Raw genomic sequence first — 16,992 nt, 5'->3', positions numbered from 1 at the left:
ATATCTGTACGACTAGCGCCAACCCTTGATTTCATCCTGATTTCATATTCGGCTGTCAAACTATATAGTAAGTGCCGCAGTCGCTTGGTGAATAACTAGCTATCTGGGCAACTTTATTACCCAAGCAAAAGATAGATCACCTAAATGATCGACTCTCCAGCTAACTAGAGATTTTAGACTGTAATTAGGAAATATTTAGATGATCCCTATGCAATTACTTACTCTGAAAAACAGCTTTTTGACATTTGCTTTGGTAGCGATCGCTTCTTTTTCCAGCAGCGTTTTGACAGCCTGTTCTACACCCACTTCCCAAAACCAAAGCCAAGCACCAAACCCTACTAACACTGCTATCGATACTAGCGATAAGCAACCGATGAACCATGACGGCATGATGAATCAGGGTAGTGGCATGATGAACCACAGCATGGCAATGGATTTGGGACCAGCCGATGCTAACTATGATTTGCGCTTTATTGATGCGATGATTCCGCACCATCAGGGAGCAACGGTAATGGCGAATGTTGCACAGCAAAAATCGAAACGCCCACAGATCAAAAAGCTAGCAGACGAAATTATCAAAGCACAAAACCAAGAAATTACGCAGATGAAACAGTGGCGTACAACCTGGTATCCCAAAGCGGGAGATAAACCAATGGCTTATGATACCAAAATGGGTCACATGATGGAGATGTCACCTGATCAAATGCAAGCCATGATGATGAACATGGACTTGGGTGCAGGTGATGCAGAATTTGACCTGCGTTTTATTAACGCGATGATTCCTCACCATGAATCAGCTGTAGTTATGGCGAAAGATGCCTTGCAAAAGTCTCAGCGTCCTGAAATCAAAAACTTGGCTCAAGAAATTATCAAAGCCCAAGAATTAGAGATTAATCAAATGAAACAGTGGCGCAAAGCTTGGTATAACAAGTAGTTTCAAGTTTCAATGTATATTGAGAAACGGGTGCAAAGTTTGCCGACGCAATTGAGAATTCTGGATGTCAAAGAAAGCTAGTTTCTCAGTTTTAAATGGCAAAGTACCAAAAGCAGTTTTTGAGCAATGATGGTTGCTACAGGAACATCACAGCTATAACTAAAAAACACTACACTCCTTCGAGAAAACAGCGGAGTGGTGAAAATGGTCTTGGCAAGGCAATTTTCTGGCTTTGAGAAATATGCCCCCTCCCCCCATTTCTGTTAAAATCTTGATATAAAAGACTTGTGTAACTATGCCTCCTGATAAATGAATACCTTGACATTTTTCCGCAGCTTGAGAAATCCGGTATTTGCAAGGCTGTACACTGCTCAAACTACTAGTTTATTGGGCGATGCACTCACTTGGGTGGGTTTAGCCCTTCTGGCCTTTGAGTTAGCTGGAAAGAATGCAGCAGTTGTGCTTTCAGTAGCTTTAACTCTGCGTGTCACTGCTTTTGTGTTGCTATCTCCCCTTGCAGGTGCGATCGCAGACCGCCTCGACCGTAAGAAAATCATGGTTGTTACCCACATATTCAGAATGTTAATTGTGGGTATGTTGCCTTTTGTGACGCAAATTTGGCAAGTTTACGTATTAATATTTGCGCTTAACGTTTTTAATGCTTTCTTCACCCCAACTTATCAAGCCACAATTCCATTAGTCACAGGTGAGAATGACTATCCCCAAGCGATCGCTCTTTCGGCTGCTACTTTTCAATTGCTTGGTGTACTTGGCCCTGGTATCGCTGGAAGTGTCGCCGCCTTCATTGGTGCAAGACAAGTCTTCTTCTTGGATGCTCTCAGTTTTGCGATCGCGGCAGTCTTAATCTTCACATTACCAGGTCAGCTTGTCATTGCACAAAATCAACAGCCTTCTAGGACAACACACCGAACATGGGGAGACATTAAAGACGGTACAACTCGCCTGCTTATAGATGCACCTATTCGTTACGCGCTAGCAATGCAGTTAGTCGCATCAATTGCCGGAGCGCAAATCTTAGTAAATACTGTTGGTTATGTCCAAGGTACACTTAACTTGGGAGAAGTGCAGTACGGCTGGGTGATGGCAGCTTTTGGGATTGGTGCAACCCTCTGTGCAGTTATTTATGGTACTTTCAATAGAAGTTTGCCGCGTACAACGTTTGTTTTTATTGGTGCAACTTTGATCACCTTGGCTTTGTTACCTGTCAACTACGCAAATTTAGCACCACTGATGCTGTTATGGTTTGTGGCGGGTGCAGGGCAAAGTTTAGTGAACTTACCCACCCAGACATTAATTGCAGACCGCATCCCAGCTGGTGTGCAAGGGCGAGTTTATGGCGCACACTTTGCCTGGAGTCATCTTTGGTGGGCAATCTCCTACCCTCTTGCCGGTTGGTTGGGAAGTAACTTTGCTGAACGCGAGTTTCTTTACGGTAGCTTAGTGGGCTTGATGCTGCTAGTGGTAGTGCAAGTTACCCTCTCACCTCAACTGCATGAACACGAACATCTCCACTATCTCAGTGAGCATGAACACAAACACATCCACGATGAACACCATCAGCATGAGCATAATCAGGGGATGGCTGTAGGCGAACCTCACAACCATCGTCACGAACATACGGTGATTATCAATCATAGCCACCCTCACACAAGGGACATTCACCATCGCCATAGTCATTGAACTGTTGTTGATAATCTTTGCTAAAGAGATTATTTGATAATGGCAGCTTTCAACTACCTCACAACACTGACGATAACGTTGTTCGAGTTCTTCAACCTTCATGTGAGGTTGAATTTTTACAAGTTTCGGCATTGGCGATCGCACCTGGTAAACGCACACTTAGTTTATTAAACACTCTGAACTCATTAACTTCTTAGTAATCGCAATCCGCTCAACGTCACTACAACCGTAGAGCCTTCATGCCCCAAAACTCCAAATGGAAGTGTGATGTTGCCAGTAAAGTTTAGAATTAGCAAAACCCCCACAAAACTGAGGGCAAACACGATATTTTGCTTGACAATGCCTTGAGCGCGACGACCCAGACGAATCGCGTGTTCTAATCGCTCCAAGCGATCTGCCATCAACACGATATCTGCGGTTTCCAGAGCAACATCACTGCCTGCGGCTCCCATCGCAATTCCGACCGATGCCTGGGCTAAGGCGGGTGCATCATTGATACCATCCCCAACCATTGCTACAGTTTGGTATTGCTTTTGCAACTGTCGAATCACACCGACTTTATCTTCTGGTAAGAGTTCTGCGTAAACTTGGTCTACCCCAACCTGTTGAGCAATGCTGTGAGCAGTGCGCGAGTTATCCCCTGTCAGCATGACAATCCGTTCAATTCCCAGACGTTTCAATCGGGCGATCGCTTGCGCTGCCGCAGGTCGCACGGTATCGGCAACGGCAATGATGCCTAGAACCTCTCCCGCATAGGCAACCCATACTACTGTTTTTCCTTCTGCTTCCCACTGCTGGCTTTGCTCAGTCAATGCTCTTGAAACAGGCTTCGCTTGTGCCTGGACAAAAGTAGCTTTTCCAACCACAGCTATCTGATGCTCAATTTTTCCAGTAATTCCTCGCCCGGCTTGTGCTTGACCGTTGACCGCTTCCACCCAGGTCAGATTCTCTTGACGAGCAGACTGCACGATCGCTTCACCAATGGGATGCTCAGACAAACTCTCTAATGCCGCCGCTACTTGAAGTAATCGGTCGGTGGATCGCTGGTTTGACAGAACATCAACTACTTGAAGCTTGCCAGTCGTCAGCGTTCCGGTTTTATCAAAGGCGATCGCCCTCACTTGCCCGATCCGTTCTAATTGCGCCCCATTCTTGAACAAGATTCCATGCCGCGCCCCATTGGCAATCCCCGATAGCACAGTTGGCATAATAGATGCCATCAACGCGCAGGGCGACGCAACGACAAGAAAAATTAAGGCTCGATAAATTGTATCTTCCCAGTTCCAGCCCAATAGGAAAGGAGGCAAAGTTCCTAGCAAGATCCCTGCAATGACAATAACCTTCGCATAGCCTCGCTCAAATCGTTCGATAAATTGCTGCGAGGGTGGTGCTTCGTTTTGAGCTTGCTGGACGAGACGGATGACTCGCTGAATCAAGCTACTTTCGGGCGGTTGATGAATCTTGAGCCGCAGCGCACCACTGCCATTGATCGTACCTGCAAAAACCTCATCACCAACGGTTTTCTCTACAGGAATCGATTCTCCTGTGATTGAAGCCTGGTTCAATGTACTGAATCCTTCCATGACCAAACCATCGGTCGGCACTAATTCTCCCGGTTTGACCAAGACTTGATCGCCAATCCTTAGCTCAGAAATCGGTATAGTTCGTTCCTGCCCGTTCCGCATCACTCGCGCTGTATCGGTGGTTAAACTCATCAACCCCTGAATACTCCGCTCCGTTCGCTGCATGGCATATCCTTCAAGTGCGCCACTAATCGCAAAAATCAGGATGAGGACAGCACCATCCACAATCATGTAATATTCCCGCCGCCATAGTCCCAGACCTGCCGCTCCCAGGGCTGCCACAATCATCAGCAAGTCTACATCGAGTTCTTTTTCTTTAAATAGGGTTGTCAAGCCTTCACGCGCACTCTCAAACCCACCAATCACGTAAGCAGCGGTCAGAATGAACAGGGCAACTCCAATCCAGCCAAAATTGAGCGTTTGCCAGCCCAGGAAAACCAGAACTGCACAAGAGATCGCCGCGACTGCATCGGGGTGTTTCTTCAGGAGGTTAGGAAAGTGAACGCGGAAAGCAGAAGTAGAAACCATTTGTAAAAATGTCCAAATTGATATCCTTCCACCTTACACATTGACATTAATGTCAATGTCAATGTTTCGAGTAAACTGAGGGTATGAAAATTGAACACCTGACGATTAAAGAACTGACGGATGCGGTTGGGGGTGGCGTTACCCCTCGGATGGTGCGGCACTATCATACGCTAGGCTTGCTACCACCCGTACAACGCTCAGAAGGCAACTACCGCCTTTATACCCAACAAGATGTACAACGACTGCAACGGGTAATAGCACTGAAACAACAAGGGTTTCAGTTGTCCCACATTCACCAGCTATTAGACAGCCATTCAGAGGAAACGATTGATCCGAATTTGATGGCTAAATTGCAGCAGCAATATCGTTCCGTTATTCAGCAGATTACCCGGTTGCGCCAAACCGCATCCGCATTGGAGGGATTACTGGGGCAAGATCGCAATTGTCAAATCACACAAGCCGAAGCTCTGGCACAACTAAAGCAATTGGAAGTTGATACTCAGGAGGGGTTGGGGAAGCTAGATCAACTTTGGATAAACCTAGATGCGGAGACAACCACGCACCCCGAAGCGTTTCAAGAATCTTTGCAGCGGCTACTCCCCGATTTATCTCATTATTCTGAAATCACGGTGCATCTGTTGCATCAACTTGTGCTGGCGTGTGGAGATGTCAGCTTAGTCAATTTCGTTCGGTTGAGTCGAGATGCGATCGCTGCTGTATGGGATGCTCTCAAATTCGGGTGTTCGGTAGTGACAGATGTACCTGCCGTAGCTGCCATGCTCGATCACACGCGGTTGGCTCATTTAGGATGTTCCGTTGAAGCACTGATTGATGACCCTCACATCACAGGGGCAAGTGAGGCAGAACAGGCTTTTTGGGATCATCACCTCTGGCAGGAACGACTACAACAAATTCCAAAGGGGTGTGTACTCGTGATTGGATACGCCCCTTCGGTACTCCTGAGTGCCTGTAAGTTGATTGAGCAGCAGCAAGTTCAACCAGCTTTTGTAATTGGAATGCCGATCGGATTTAGTCATGCCCCAGCAGCAAAGCGACGATTAATGGAAACACAAATTCCTTACATCACGATTCAAGGCAGTCTCGGTGGTGGACTTTTAGCTGCGATGACGTTAAACGCATTGGTTGAAACATTTATTGAAAAGCCAGATTGCCACTGCTATCTCACTCGTCCGTAGTATCAGAAAAATTTAGTATGAACAACAGAAATCATCCAATCATCTCCTCAAACCAATGAACGTTAGGAGGTGTTTTGTGGCAAACAATCAGTCCAAAAGCAACTTTCATCGCTGGAAGTATTTTCGCTTTGAGTGCGATAGCGAAGCGCTCCGTAGGAATCGCATTACTGCTGGTATTTGAAGACAGAAGACGGAAATCAGTGGGTAGAGAGTAAAAATCTTCATTGCCAGCCATATCTTTCCAAGTTCTTGACTTTTTCTCTCTACGATGAATCTGCAAGTTCAGATAACGTGTTGGTAGTCCAGCAGCAAATAGGAGCAATAATGAACAAAGTTGCAAAAGTCACAATTTTCTTTTGGATTATGAAGATCATTGCCACGACGCTGGGCGAGACGGCAGGTGACTTCATCTCAATGTCTCTTGGGCTGGGGTATTACGTAGCCTTTGCCATAACTTTTGCCATTCTAGCTATTCTCCTGTTTTTTCAAATTCAATCCGACAGATATCGTCCAGCCCTTTACTGGTTGGCCATCATTGCGACAACCACAGCCGGAACTGAAGTTTCAGACCTGATGGATCGATCGCTTGGGCTAGGCTACGCAATGGGATCGCTGATCCTAGTAGCCTGTCTCTTGAGCGTTCTTGCCATCTGGTATTACCGGGATCGAGATTTGAGTGTTTATCCAATCGTGAGGAAAGACGCAGAGACAACGTATTGGCTGGCGATTGTGTTCTCCAACAGTTTGGGAACAGCCTTTGGTGATTTTCTGACAAGCAACTTAGGACTGAGCTATATCCAGGGCGCATTGGTAACAGCCAGCGTCATTGGTGTTGTCATTGCCCTTCACTACATAACAAAGTTGAGCGATGTTCTCCTATTCTGGCTTGCATTCATCTTCACGCGACCCTTCGGAGCTACCTTCGGGGATTTTCTTACCAAACCGATAAAAAATGGCGGTTTATCACTGCCAAGGGGCTATGCTTCAGCGATCGCCTTTATCCTGCTGGCGATTGTCCTATTCTTTTCCGTGCGAAAGGAGAAAAAAGTGCGTTACCCAATTGAGTGATGCGTTTAAGCAGATAGATGACTATTTTTTGTTAAATACAAAATAAATAGTACAGAAATATGAGAATTTTAATAGTTGAAGATGACGATCGCATTGCTAAACCCTTAGCCGAAGATTTAAAACATCAGCATCATGCTGTTGATATTGCTGGTGATGGAATTGAAGGTTGGGAATACGCCCAAGCAGGTAATTATGATTTAATTTTATTAGATTTAATGTTGCCGCGCTTAGATGGAATCACTCTCTGTAAACGGCTACGTGCTTCTAATTGTAACGCTTTTATTTTGATGTTGACAGCACGAGATACAACCCCAGATAAAATAATTGGACTTGATGCTGGTGCAGATGATTATTTAGTTAAACCATTTGAACTAGAAGAATTAGCAGCACGAATTCGAGCTTTATCTCGAAGGAGTCCAGAAACTCGCCAATTAATTTTAATTCATGGTGAGCTACAACTAGATCCTAGTAATTGTCATGTCACCTATGCAGATAAGCCTTTATCATTAACACATAAAGAATACATGATATTGGAATGTTTTTTGAAAAATCCTACTCAAATTTTGACTCGCTCGGCAATTTTAGATAAATTGTGGGAGTTTGATAAATTATCTGGAGAGGAAACCGTTAAAACTCACATTACAAATTTAAGAAAGAAACTCAGAGCAGTAGGAAGTTCAGAAGATTTTATCGAAACTGTCTACGGTGTTGGTTATCGTCTGTGTCCTAAGTGAAGGCAAATTTAGCTTATGTTTGAAAAAATTCGCCGTCGTTTACTGTTGTCTTATTTAATCGTATTGTCACTAATCTTAGGTGGATTTGCAGTTGCTGTTCGGATTGTCTTTACCCATAGCCTCCATAAACAACAAACAGAGAAACTTGCTGCATTAGCACAAGTTGCTGCTGCTAATGCAGAGTTTGATAACGGGAGAATTAAAATTGAAAATGACTTACCTCAAGATAAATTATTTGAAAATCATCAAGGATTAAACTGGTTTGATACTAAAGGTAATCTAATCGAAAAACAGGGACAAGATATTTTAAGTTTACCTGTTCATGTAATAGAAGGAGAACAAATTAATACAGTTGGTAAAAATCGTGTCCAGTCTGTCACTTTACCAATTATTAGTAGTGACGATAAACAATTCATTGGGTATGTAAGAGCCAGTCAATCTTTAGAAGAATTTGATGAAACTTTAAATAAATTAGATTTGGGACTAGGTGGTGGAATAGTTGTAGCTTTGATTATTAGTAGTGTTGGTGGAGTTTGGCTGACTCGTCAAGCGATGCAACCAATTGAAGAAAGCTTTGAACGGTTAAAACAGTTTACTGCTGATGCTTCCCATGAACTCCGCAGTCCTTTAATGGCGATTAAAAGTAATGCAGGGGTAGCACTAAAGTATCCAGAAGGAATACGAGAAACTGATGCAGAAAAATTTCAAGCTATTTCTAGTGCTACTAATCAAATGACTCGACTTACAGAAGACTTACTATTTTTAGCTCGTCAAGATAATCTTCCTAGCCGGAGTAAAGAAACTGTTAATCTCAGTTCAGTTTTAAATAACTTAGTACAACTATATCAACCGCAAGCGATCGCTAAACAAATTAATCTGAAAAACCAATTAACTGAAAAGCTTTATTTATTAGGTGATACAAATCAAATAACACGATTATTTACTAATTTAATTCAAAATGCTATACATTACACACCGTCAGAAGGGATAGTAGAAATCACAGCTAATCGTTCTGCTTCAGATATAGTAGTTAATGTTCAAGATACAGGTGTAGGAATTGCACCAAAAGATTTAGGAAATATTTTTGAACGTTTTTGGCGAGCAGATAAATCACGTTCTTATAATTCTGGTGGTTCTGGTTTAGGGTTGGCTATTGCTCAAGCTATTGCTCAAAATCACGGTGGATTAATTAACGTCACAAGTCAATTGGGAATTGGAAGTTGTTTTACAGTGCGTTTACCAGCAAGTTCTCTTAATTAATGTTTATAAAAGTGTTTAACCAAGTACGATAGTACAGCTAGATTAACTATAAAGACTAAAAATTTGAAAATCGTTACCCCTTTAATTAACTCATAGATTTCGGGAGGTATACTAATACCAACTAATCCAATCACTAATATCTTTGCCCAAGTTTTTTCATACCATAAACCGATAGCTTCAATAGCTGTGACAACTGCATATATTGCAGTGGCAATTCCACTAAATTTTAAAGTTTGTGGTTTGATATTAATAATTTTTTCCAGTAACCACTCAATAACTTCGCGTTTCCCTTCCAGTATGTAAGATTCGGAAAAGACCACAAGAGTATCATGTTTTTTTAAAGCTAACAGTAGAACAATAGATGTAGCTGTAAGCAGTAAAGCAACAAAGCCTTTATAAATAACAATTGCTATTAATCCTGGAGGATGCTTCTTAATCATTTAACTTTCCTTACTTGTTACTCCATCGTTTGAGGAATATAAATAAAGGAGATTGTTGAAAATAGATCATTCAACAATCTCGAATTTAGTTATTTATATCTAAACATCACTTAAAACTAGTGATAAATTGCTCTATTTACTGCCTTCATTTGTTTCCTGTTCGTTATTATTCTCTGTAACTTGAATGCTACTCTTGGGACGAGAAGCTTCATTTTCATCACTTTCCTGGTTAGCATTCTCAGTGTAGAGAACCTTACCATTACCAGCGTCAACTTTCACTTCTTTCTGAGCAATTTCTACAGCATAAACTAAGTTACCATCCTCATTTTCGAGTTTTACACTACTAGCTTTAGTACCGACAGAGGTTTCAGCAGCTTGTTTAGCTTGTTCTGCTGTAATTTTAGCTAAAGCTTGTAATTTTTTGTCCTCTTGCTGTTCTTGTTGATCATCATTAGTTTCACCGTCACTTGCTTGAGCTATTTTAGTGTTATGAACACCATTATTCTTAATTTCAGGAGCTTCTGTAGCGTCATTAGCTTCGCCATCTCCGTCACTAGTCTGAGCTACTTGTATACTGTTTTGAAAAGGGGAGGCACTTACGGTTTTTACCACTGCACCAACACCTAAAATACTCATTAAAGCAGTTGCTAAAGCGATTTTTGTTGAAGTTTTCATGTGTGTCAATCTCCATAATTTTTGTTTGTTGAGCAATCCAAAATAATTATGATTATTTGTGTTATTCACACCTGTTTTTGAGTTGCTACAGTTTTACTTTAAATATAAAAAGTCAAGAACTTGGAAAGATTGATTAAGATTATAAAAAATTAGTTTGATAACTGTATCTAACTCTACAAATTAACCACAGTTACCTATTGTAATCATACCGCAGCATCACTTCAATGATTATTAGTAAGGATAAAGATGTGAAAATCAATGAAAAATAAACAAACTCAAAAACTGTATAGTGGTAGCCCTAGTAAGGGAAGATTCAAGAGATAGATTACTAGATTACTTTAAACTAGGTGATTAGAAGCCTAGTTTGAGCAAAGTAACTAAATTTTGTGAAAACCATGAATATAGCCTAAATACAATAGTTGTTCCTAATAACAATCGCCACTAAAAATTTCACCCAAATTTCATGTTGATATGAAACACTAGAAGAAGAGTACTATTAAAACTCCTTAAACTTCTCACGAAAGCAATGTAACTAGCTAAAAAAAGCTTTAGTCCAAATTTGCACATTAAATGCCAACATCCAAAGGCGATTCTGCTTTCTCACTAACTTAGGATACAACAAGCGATGGGAATCTCTAATTTGTTTCAATGTTCTGCGCCACTGCGTTATATTTCGTTGACAATGTTGAGTTTGTTACTACTAAATACTCCTACTACTGTTTTGGCTGGTGCTGGACACGACCATACTGGTGCAAGTTCATTTCAGGGTGGTGAAAGCAAAACAACTGGTTCTGTCGAAGTTGATACCGAAACCGCAAAACTGCTAGGAGTTAAGGTCGAACCAGTGCAGCGCCAACGATTAGCCGTCGGCATTAAAACCACTGGACAAATTGAAATCTTACCTAGCCAGAAAGTGGAAGTCACAACCCCAATTGAAGGGGTAAAAGTAGTTGAACTATTGGTGGAACCCGGTGCATCAGTAAAGAAAGGTCAACCTGTCGCCGTTGTAACCAGTCCAGGTTTAGTGACATTGCGCGTGGAATCTCAGGACAAATTAGCACAAGGTCAAGCTGATTTACAACAAGCTCAAGCTGACTTGAGGCTGGCTCAACAAAATTATGATCGCTATCAACAAATAGCCGCCGCCGAAATCGCCCAAGCCCAAAGCCAAGTAGCATTTGCTCAAGAAAAGTATCAGAAAGATCAAGTGTTAGCAACTGAAGGTGCTTTGGCACGTCGTAACGCCCTTGAATCTCAAACCCAACTTGCAGAAGCTAAAGCTAAACTAACCACAGCTAATAGTCACCGCGATGTTATCCAGGCTGAAAATCAACTCAAACGCGCTCAAGTATCAGTTCAACTAGCAAAATCCAATATTAATCGCAGCAGCGCTATTTATGAAACGCGGCTGCTACAACTAGGAAACCGCGCTAATGCTAAGGGACTAATAATAGTAACTGCTCCAATTTCCGGTAAGGTTACTGACAGGGAAGTTACTATCGGTCAATCATTTCAGGACGCGGGTGGTAAATTAATGACGATTGTGAATGATAGTCGGGTTTTTGCCACAGCAAATATTTATGAAAAAGATTTAGATAAAGTGAGGACAGGTCAACAGGTCAGGATGAAAGTTGCTAGTGTACCTAATCAAACCTTTACAGGAAGGATTACACGAATTGGCTCAGTGGTAGAAGGAGAAACGCGAGTAGTACCAGTACAAGCCGAAGTCAATAATGCTAGAGGGCAGCTTAAACCTGGAATGTTTGCCGAATTTGAAGTTGTAACCGACCAGACATCTACAGCTACTTTGGCAATTCCCCAGTCTGCTGTAGTGGATGCAAATAATAAGAAATTGATCTATGTCCAAAACGGCAATGCCTTCCAATCTGTTGAAGTTGAGTTAGGACAAACCTCTGGAGATTTAATTGAGATTAAAAGTGGTTTATTCGAGGGAGATTCAGTCGTTACCCAACGTGCGCCACAACTTTATGCACAATCATTGAAGGGTGGTGGTGAATCCAACGAACCAGAAGGAAAAGAACAAGAACAAGCACATTCAGAGGACACTAAGACTAACAGCTTACCAGTACCTCTGTGGTTATTTGGAGCAGGAGGAGTGACCCTTGCTACTTTGGCTTTTGTAGCAGGTAGTTTCTGGTCTAACCGTCGTAACCGTTCCCGTCTAATACCAGTAAGTGACGGTTTTAATTATGAAACCGAGGTTTATATCGACAACCACAAACAACCAACCCCCACCACTTCTGTTGAGGAAAATGACAAGCATCCTCATTCTAATTAATAATAAAAAATTTGCGGTGCTGATTAAAAATATGAATTCATCGGGCTACGCCCCCCTAACGCTAACACGCAGAGGCGCAGAGAGTAGGAGTTTGAAATCCTTGATTCTTTTATTATCAGGACTTACGCACAAGTCATGGAATATCGTATGCCTTACGGCTCCCGTAAGGCATACCGCAGAGGACACAGAGAAATAATAGTTTGAGGTTTTTTTGCGTAAGTCCTAATTACTTCATACTTCAATATGGCTACGCCACGCAAGCTATCAGCAACGCCAAAAAAATTAGTAATGCGGAATTTGAAATTATCCCTCCTAAACTTGGGGATTTGAAATAATTAACAACTAATAACCAACCAATAACAATTAACAACTAAATAGATAATGATTAGTACAGTTGCTAAATGGGTAATTTCTCGACGCTGGTTAGTAGTAATTGCGGCACTTATTTCCACAATAATCATATTATTTAATACCATCCCGCAAATGCCGTTGGATGTTTTCCCCAACTTTGCACCTCCCCAAGTCGAAATTGAAACAGAAGCTCCCGGACTCGCTCCTGAAGAAATAGAGTCTCTGGTGACATTACCAATTGAAAGCTCAATCAACGGCACCCCAGGAATCAGCGCAGTTCGTTCTTCCTCCTCAGCAGGACTTTCTGTAGTCAGAGTCGTTTTTGGCTGGGGAACAGATATCTATCAAGCCCGCCAGTTAGTACAAGAACGACTGCAACAAGTAGTGAGTAAGCTACCTCAAGGAATTGAAACACCAAAACTCGCTCCTATCAGTTCACCTATCGGCACTGTATTAAAATATGCTTTCACAGTGGAAGAGGAGGGGCAGAAAGGAGAAACATCCACCCAAAACCCAACATCCAAAATCGACTTGATGGAAGTACGCCGAATCGTTGATTGGCAAGTTACAAATCGCCTTTTAGCAGTTCCTGGCGTTAGTCAAGTGCTAGTGTATGGCGGTGATGTACGTCAGTATCAAGTATTAGTAGATCCGAATAAACTTAGAGCTTTTAATGTATCCTTACAGCAAGTATCTGAGGCAGTACAGGGAGCAAATGTCAATGCTCCTGGTGGCTTTTTAATCAGCCCTGACAAGCAAACTCTGATTCGGGGAATTGGCCGAATTGAATCCTTGGATGATTTAAAACAATCTGTAATTTTTGCCCGTCAAGGAACGCCTGTGCGCTTGGGAGATGTTGCCGAAATTCAAATTGGCGGTGCGATTAAGATAGGCGATGGCAGCTTAAATGGCAAAGATGCTGTAGTAGTGATGGTGAATAAGCAACCTCTAGCTGATACTCCCACCGTCACCCGTGCGATTGAAGCCGCAATATCTGAGCTAGAAGCAGGTTTACCGAAAGGAATTAAAGTAAATGCAACCTTCCGTCAAGCTGATTATATTGATGCTTCAGTAGAAAATGTTAGATCAGCTTTGGTGGAAGGTAGTATTATTGCCGCACTTATCCTCATTCCCTTTTTGATGAATTGGCGGACTCTATCACTTTGCTTGTTAGATTTTGTTTTGACTTTTGTGTTCTCCTTACAAATATTATCCTGGCTAGGCTTGGGGCTAAACACTATGACTTTAGGCGGATTAGCGATCGCCATTGGGACAGCAATTGATGATGCCATTGTCTATGCAGAAAATACTTATCGCAACCTCCGCCAAAATAAACATTCTGCCAATCCGCGTCCGGTACTAGAAGTCATTTTTGAAGGGGGACAAGAAGTCCGAGAATCTCTCCTTGGTGCAACTTTAATTACTATTGTCGTCTTTTCTCCAATATTTGCCCTCGCAGGTGTAGAAGGCCGAATTTTTGGACCAATGGGAATGACTTATTTAGTGGTGGTTATGGTTTCTAGTTTAGAATCATTACTATTGAGTCCGGCTTTGTGTGCAATCTTACTTCCACACGGAAAAATGCCCTTAAAGGAACCATTAATACCCCGAATTTTCAAGCGGTTGTATTATCCTTGTTTAAATTTTGCTATCCACAGTCCCATGATCATTATCTCCGTGGCTGTGGCGGGGATGATAGCGGCAATGGTGATTTTTCCAGCTTTGGGACGGGCTTTTTTACCAGAATTTCAAGAATCAACTTTGGTCAATACTTTAGCTCTTTATCCAGGTTCATCTTTAGAAGCTACTAACAGTGCTGCCTTTGTGCTGGAGAATAAACTCAAAGATGATCCCAGGTTAAAATATGTGCAGTTACGGGCAGGACGCGCCCCTAGTGATCCAGATGCAGCACCCGTAAATCTTGGTCATCTTGATATTGGTCTGAGTGACAAAGGAATGGAAAAGCGTAAAGAAACAGTAGAATGGTTGCGGGAAGAATTTAATAAAGTACCTGGTGCTGCTGCAAATATTGGTGGATTTATTTCTCACAGAATTGATGAAATATTATCTGGAGTCAGAAGTCAAATTGCTGTGAAAATATTTGGAGCAGATTTAGAAGAACTCCGCCAAATTGGTCAACAAGTTGAAAGTGCAATGTCATCTGTGTCTGGGCTTGTAGATTTACAATTAGAACCGCAAGTTCCTATCGAACAAATTCAAATAAAATTTGACCGTGTTGCCGCATCACGTTATGGTTTAACAGTTGGGCAACTATCTGAACTTGTCGAAACTGCGCTCAATGGTAAAGTAGTATCGCAAGTTTTGGATAAGCAACAAAGTTTTGATTTAATTGTCTGGTTACAGCCAGAATACCGTAATAATTTACAAACGATTGAAAATTTGTTAGTTGATACCTCTTCCCAAGGTGGAAATGAAGGGGAAAATAAAATTCCTTTAGCTAACGTGGCTAAAGTTGTCTATGGCACTGGACCAAATACTATTAACAGGGAAAATGTCTCCCGTCTAATTGTAGTATCTGCTAATGCTAAAGGCAAAGATTTGCGATCAGTAGTCAATGAAATTAAAAACAAAGTCAAGGCACAAGTGCAATTGCCCTCTGGATACTTTATTCAGTATGGCGGTCAATTTGAAGCCGAAGAAAGAGCCTCACAAAATATTTTAATTTTCAGTGCTATTTCCTTCGTAGTGATTACGGTATTAATGTATCTTTCTGTCAAATCCATTGCTTCTACAGCAATGATTATGATTAACTTGCCCATCGCTTTAGTCGGAGGTGTAATTGCTGTGGCACTAACAGGGGGCGTTGTTTCAGTCGCTTCTTTGGTAGGTTTTGTGACTTTATTTGGTGTAGCTACTCGCAACGGACTACTTTTAGTAGACAATTACACTACTAAATTTTCTAGCGGAATGTCGTTACAAGAAATTATTATAACCGGGTCAATGGAACGACTCAATGCTATTTTGATGACATCCTTTACATCAGCTTTGGGATTAGTACCGTTAGTAATTGCAGTGGGTCCAGGTAAGGAAGTTTTACAACCACTTTCGATAGTGGTTTTGGGTGGTTTATTTACTTCTACCGCGTTAACTTTGCTAGTTTTACCTGCTTTATATTCTAAGTTTGGTAAGTATTTGTTACCTAAGAGAAGTGCGGTTGTTGTAGAAAATGGAAAGGTAGCTGGGGTGGTGTTGGAGAATTAATTAGCATCACTAAGTTAAGCACAGATGTGACAGTAATTTTGCTAAAGTACAGCCAGTGATTTGTTTTACTGGCTGATAGTATAAGACTCGTATTTGATTTAAAATAAATCAGTATACTTGTCATCGTTTTTTCCCTGTTTCCTGTCACCTGTAACTTACCTACGCAAATAAGTTTATAAATCAAAGTAGACTCCTCTACAAGAAGTAATTTAGGATACACATAAACTTTCGACAGTGTGTGTTGCTGCTCAAAAGAAATACTCTGTAAAACATCACTTATATGAGATTTTTTGAAAAAATTGTAGGGAAAAAATATTTCAAGTTGTTCCATCACCTGCGATGGATTTTGTTAGGTTTAGTAATTAGTGTATTAGCAAAACCTTTAATAGCAACAACTTATATAGGTTTAATGACGAATGGCTCCCGCTACATTCAACCAGAATCAGTCCCAAAAGAACAGGTTGCAATAGTATTCGGTGCAGGAATTCTTCCCAATGGTAATCCCACACCCATGTTGTCAGACCGTGTAGAAGCTGCTGTCAAACTTTATAAAATGGGAAAGATTAGTAAACTTTTGATGACAGGAGATAACAGCAAAGTTTCCTATAATGAAGTCAGGTCTATGCAAAAATATGCCCATGAATTGGGTGTACCGATGAAGAACATTACCTTAGACTATGCAGGTTTCAGCACTTATGAGAGTTGTTATCGCGCTCATAAGGTTTTTGGTGTACATAAAGCTGTTGTCATAACTCAAAATTATCATCTTCCCCGCACTGTTTACACCTGTCGTCAATTAGGACTAAAGACAGTTGGTTTAGGAACTCCAGATATAGAAATTTATGGATTACGAGGAATGATTCCCGATTTAGTGAGGGAAATGTTAGCGAATGTCAAGGCTTTGTGGGAAGTTGACATTACCCGTCCCCGACCTACTTTTTTAGGACGTTTTGAGCCTATTAATTGAGTATTTTACAAATTTTACTCAGTTGTTAGATGCA

14 protein-coding genes are annotated in these 16,992 nt (G+C 41.5%); 10 read left to right on the top strand and 4 right to left on the bottom strand.

What is annotated here, in order from left to right; all coding sequences use genetic code 11:
- The first annotated feature begins 199 nt into the window (after positions 1-199).
- From ACOWPH_RS29835 to ACOWPH_RS29825, 3 genes are all read left to right on the top strand, one after another.
- Positions 200-934, top strand: a complete 735-nt coding sequence (locus tag ACOWPH_RS29835) for a DUF305 domain-containing protein (RefSeq protein WP_015364277.1) — start codon at positions 200-202, stop codon at positions 932-934.
- A gap of 309 nt (positions 935-1,243) precedes the next feature.
- Positions 1,244-2,635, top strand: coding sequence for an MFS transporter (locus tag ACOWPH_RS29830; protein WP_015364276.1), 1,392 nt, complete (start codon positions 1,244-1,246; stop codon positions 2,633-2,635).
- Between the two features lie 17 nt (positions 2,636-2,652).
- Positions 2,653-2,832, top strand: a complete 180-nt coding sequence (locus tag ACOWPH_RS29825) for a hypothetical protein (protein WP_150111138.1) — start codon at positions 2,653-2,655, stop codon at positions 2,830-2,832.
- On the opposite strand, the gene ACOWPH_RS29820 is transcribed toward ACOWPH_RS29825, so the two are convergent.
- On the bottom strand, positions 2,821-4,746 hold the full coding sequence (locus ACOWPH_RS29820; protein ID WP_015364275.1) for a heavy metal translocating P-type ATPase: 1,926 nt from the start codon (positions 4,744-4,746) through the stop codon (positions 2,821-2,823). The two genes, ACOWPH_RS29825 and ACOWPH_RS29820, sit on opposite strands and share 12 nt — an antisense overlap.
- An 83-nt stretch (positions 4,747-4,829) precedes the next feature.
- Here ACOWPH_RS29820 and ACOWPH_RS29815 point away from each other — a divergent pair, with 83 nt between their 5' ends.
- Positions 4,830-5,942, top strand: a complete 1,113-nt coding sequence (locus ACOWPH_RS29815; RefSeq protein WP_015364274.1) for a precorrin-8X methylmutase — start codon at positions 4,830-4,832, stop codon at positions 5,940-5,942.
- A gap of 31 nt (positions 5,943-5,973) precedes the next feature.
- On the opposite strand, the gene ACOWPH_RS29810 is transcribed toward ACOWPH_RS29815, so the two are convergent.
- On the bottom strand, positions 5,974-6,282 hold the full coding sequence (locus ACOWPH_RS29810; RefSeq protein WP_150111137.1) for a hypothetical protein: 309 nt from the start codon (positions 6,280-6,282) through the stop codon (positions 5,974-5,976).
- Between ACOWPH_RS29810 and ACOWPH_RS29805 the strand changes: the two genes are divergently transcribed.
- The 3 genes from ACOWPH_RS29805 to ACOWPH_RS29795 are packed head-to-tail and all read left to right on the top strand — an operon-like array spanning position 6,267 to position 9,004.
- Positions 6,267-7,010 carry a DUF347 domain-containing protein gene (locus ACOWPH_RS29805; RefSeq protein ID WP_015364272.1) on the top strand — a complete coding sequence of 248 codons (744 nt, stop codon included), beginning with the start codon at positions 6,267-6,269 and terminating at the stop codon, positions 7,008-7,010. The two genes, ACOWPH_RS29810 and ACOWPH_RS29805, sit on opposite strands and share 16 nt — an antisense overlap.
- Positions 7,011-7,069: 59 nt before the next feature.
- Positions 7,070-7,744: a response regulator transcription factor gene (locus tag ACOWPH_RS29800; RefSeq protein WP_015364271.1), complete on the top strand. Its 675-nt coding sequence runs from the start codon at positions 7,070-7,072 to the stop codon at positions 7,742-7,744.
- A 15-nt stretch (positions 7,745-7,759) separates the two neighbouring features.
- Positions 7,760-9,004: a sensor histidine kinase gene (locus ACOWPH_RS29795; RefSeq protein WP_015364270.1), complete on the top strand. Its 1,245-nt coding sequence runs from the start codon at positions 7,760-7,762 to the stop codon at positions 9,002-9,004.
- Here the strand turns inward: ACOWPH_RS29795 and ACOWPH_RS29790 are convergent.
- Positions 9,001-9,444 (bottom strand): DUF2127 domain-containing protein, encoded by a 444-nt coding sequence (locus tag ACOWPH_RS29790; RefSeq protein ID WP_015364269.1) that lies wholly within the window; start codon positions 9,442-9,444, stop codon positions 9,001-9,003. The two genes, ACOWPH_RS29795 and ACOWPH_RS29790, sit on opposite strands and share 4 nt — an antisense overlap.
- A gap of 132 nt (positions 9,445-9,576) precedes the next feature.
- The gene (locus ACOWPH_RS29785; protein WP_015364268.1) at positions 9,577-10,119 is read right to left on the bottom strand and encodes a PepSY domain-containing protein; all 543 of its coding nucleotides are present in this window, start codon (positions 10,117-10,119) and stop codon (positions 9,577-9,579) included.
- A 625-nt stretch (positions 10,120-10,744) separates the two neighbouring features.
- Between ACOWPH_RS29785 and ACOWPH_RS29780 the strand changes: the two genes are divergently transcribed.
- The 3 genes from ACOWPH_RS29780 (at position 10,745) to ACOWPH_RS29770 (ending at position 16,958) form a co-directional block, all read left to right on the top strand.
- Positions 10,745-12,418, top strand: a complete 1,674-nt coding sequence (locus ACOWPH_RS29780; protein ID WP_015364267.1) for an efflux RND transporter periplasmic adaptor subunit — start codon at positions 10,745-10,747, stop codon at positions 12,416-12,418.
- A gap of 381 nt (positions 12,419-12,799) precedes the next feature.
- Positions 12,800-15,991, top strand: a complete 3,192-nt coding sequence (locus ACOWPH_RS29775; RefSeq protein ID WP_015364266.1) for an efflux RND transporter permease subunit — start codon at positions 12,800-12,802, stop codon at positions 15,989-15,991.
- Positions 15,992-16,271: 280 nt separating this feature from the next.
- Positions 16,272-16,958, top strand: coding sequence for a SanA/YdcF family protein (locus tag ACOWPH_RS29770; protein ID WP_015364265.1), 687 nt, complete (start codon positions 16,272-16,274; stop codon positions 16,956-16,958).
- Positions 16,959-16,992 lie beyond the last annotated feature (34 nt).

The sequence above is a fragment of the Anabaena sp. PCC 7938 genome (genome assembly GCF_049315035.1).
Lineage (GTDB): Bacteria > Cyanobacteriota > Cyanobacteriia > Cyanobacteriales > Nostocaceae > Anabaena > Anabaena cylindrica.
This window is presented reverse-complemented; position numbering and strand designations above follow the sequence as displayed.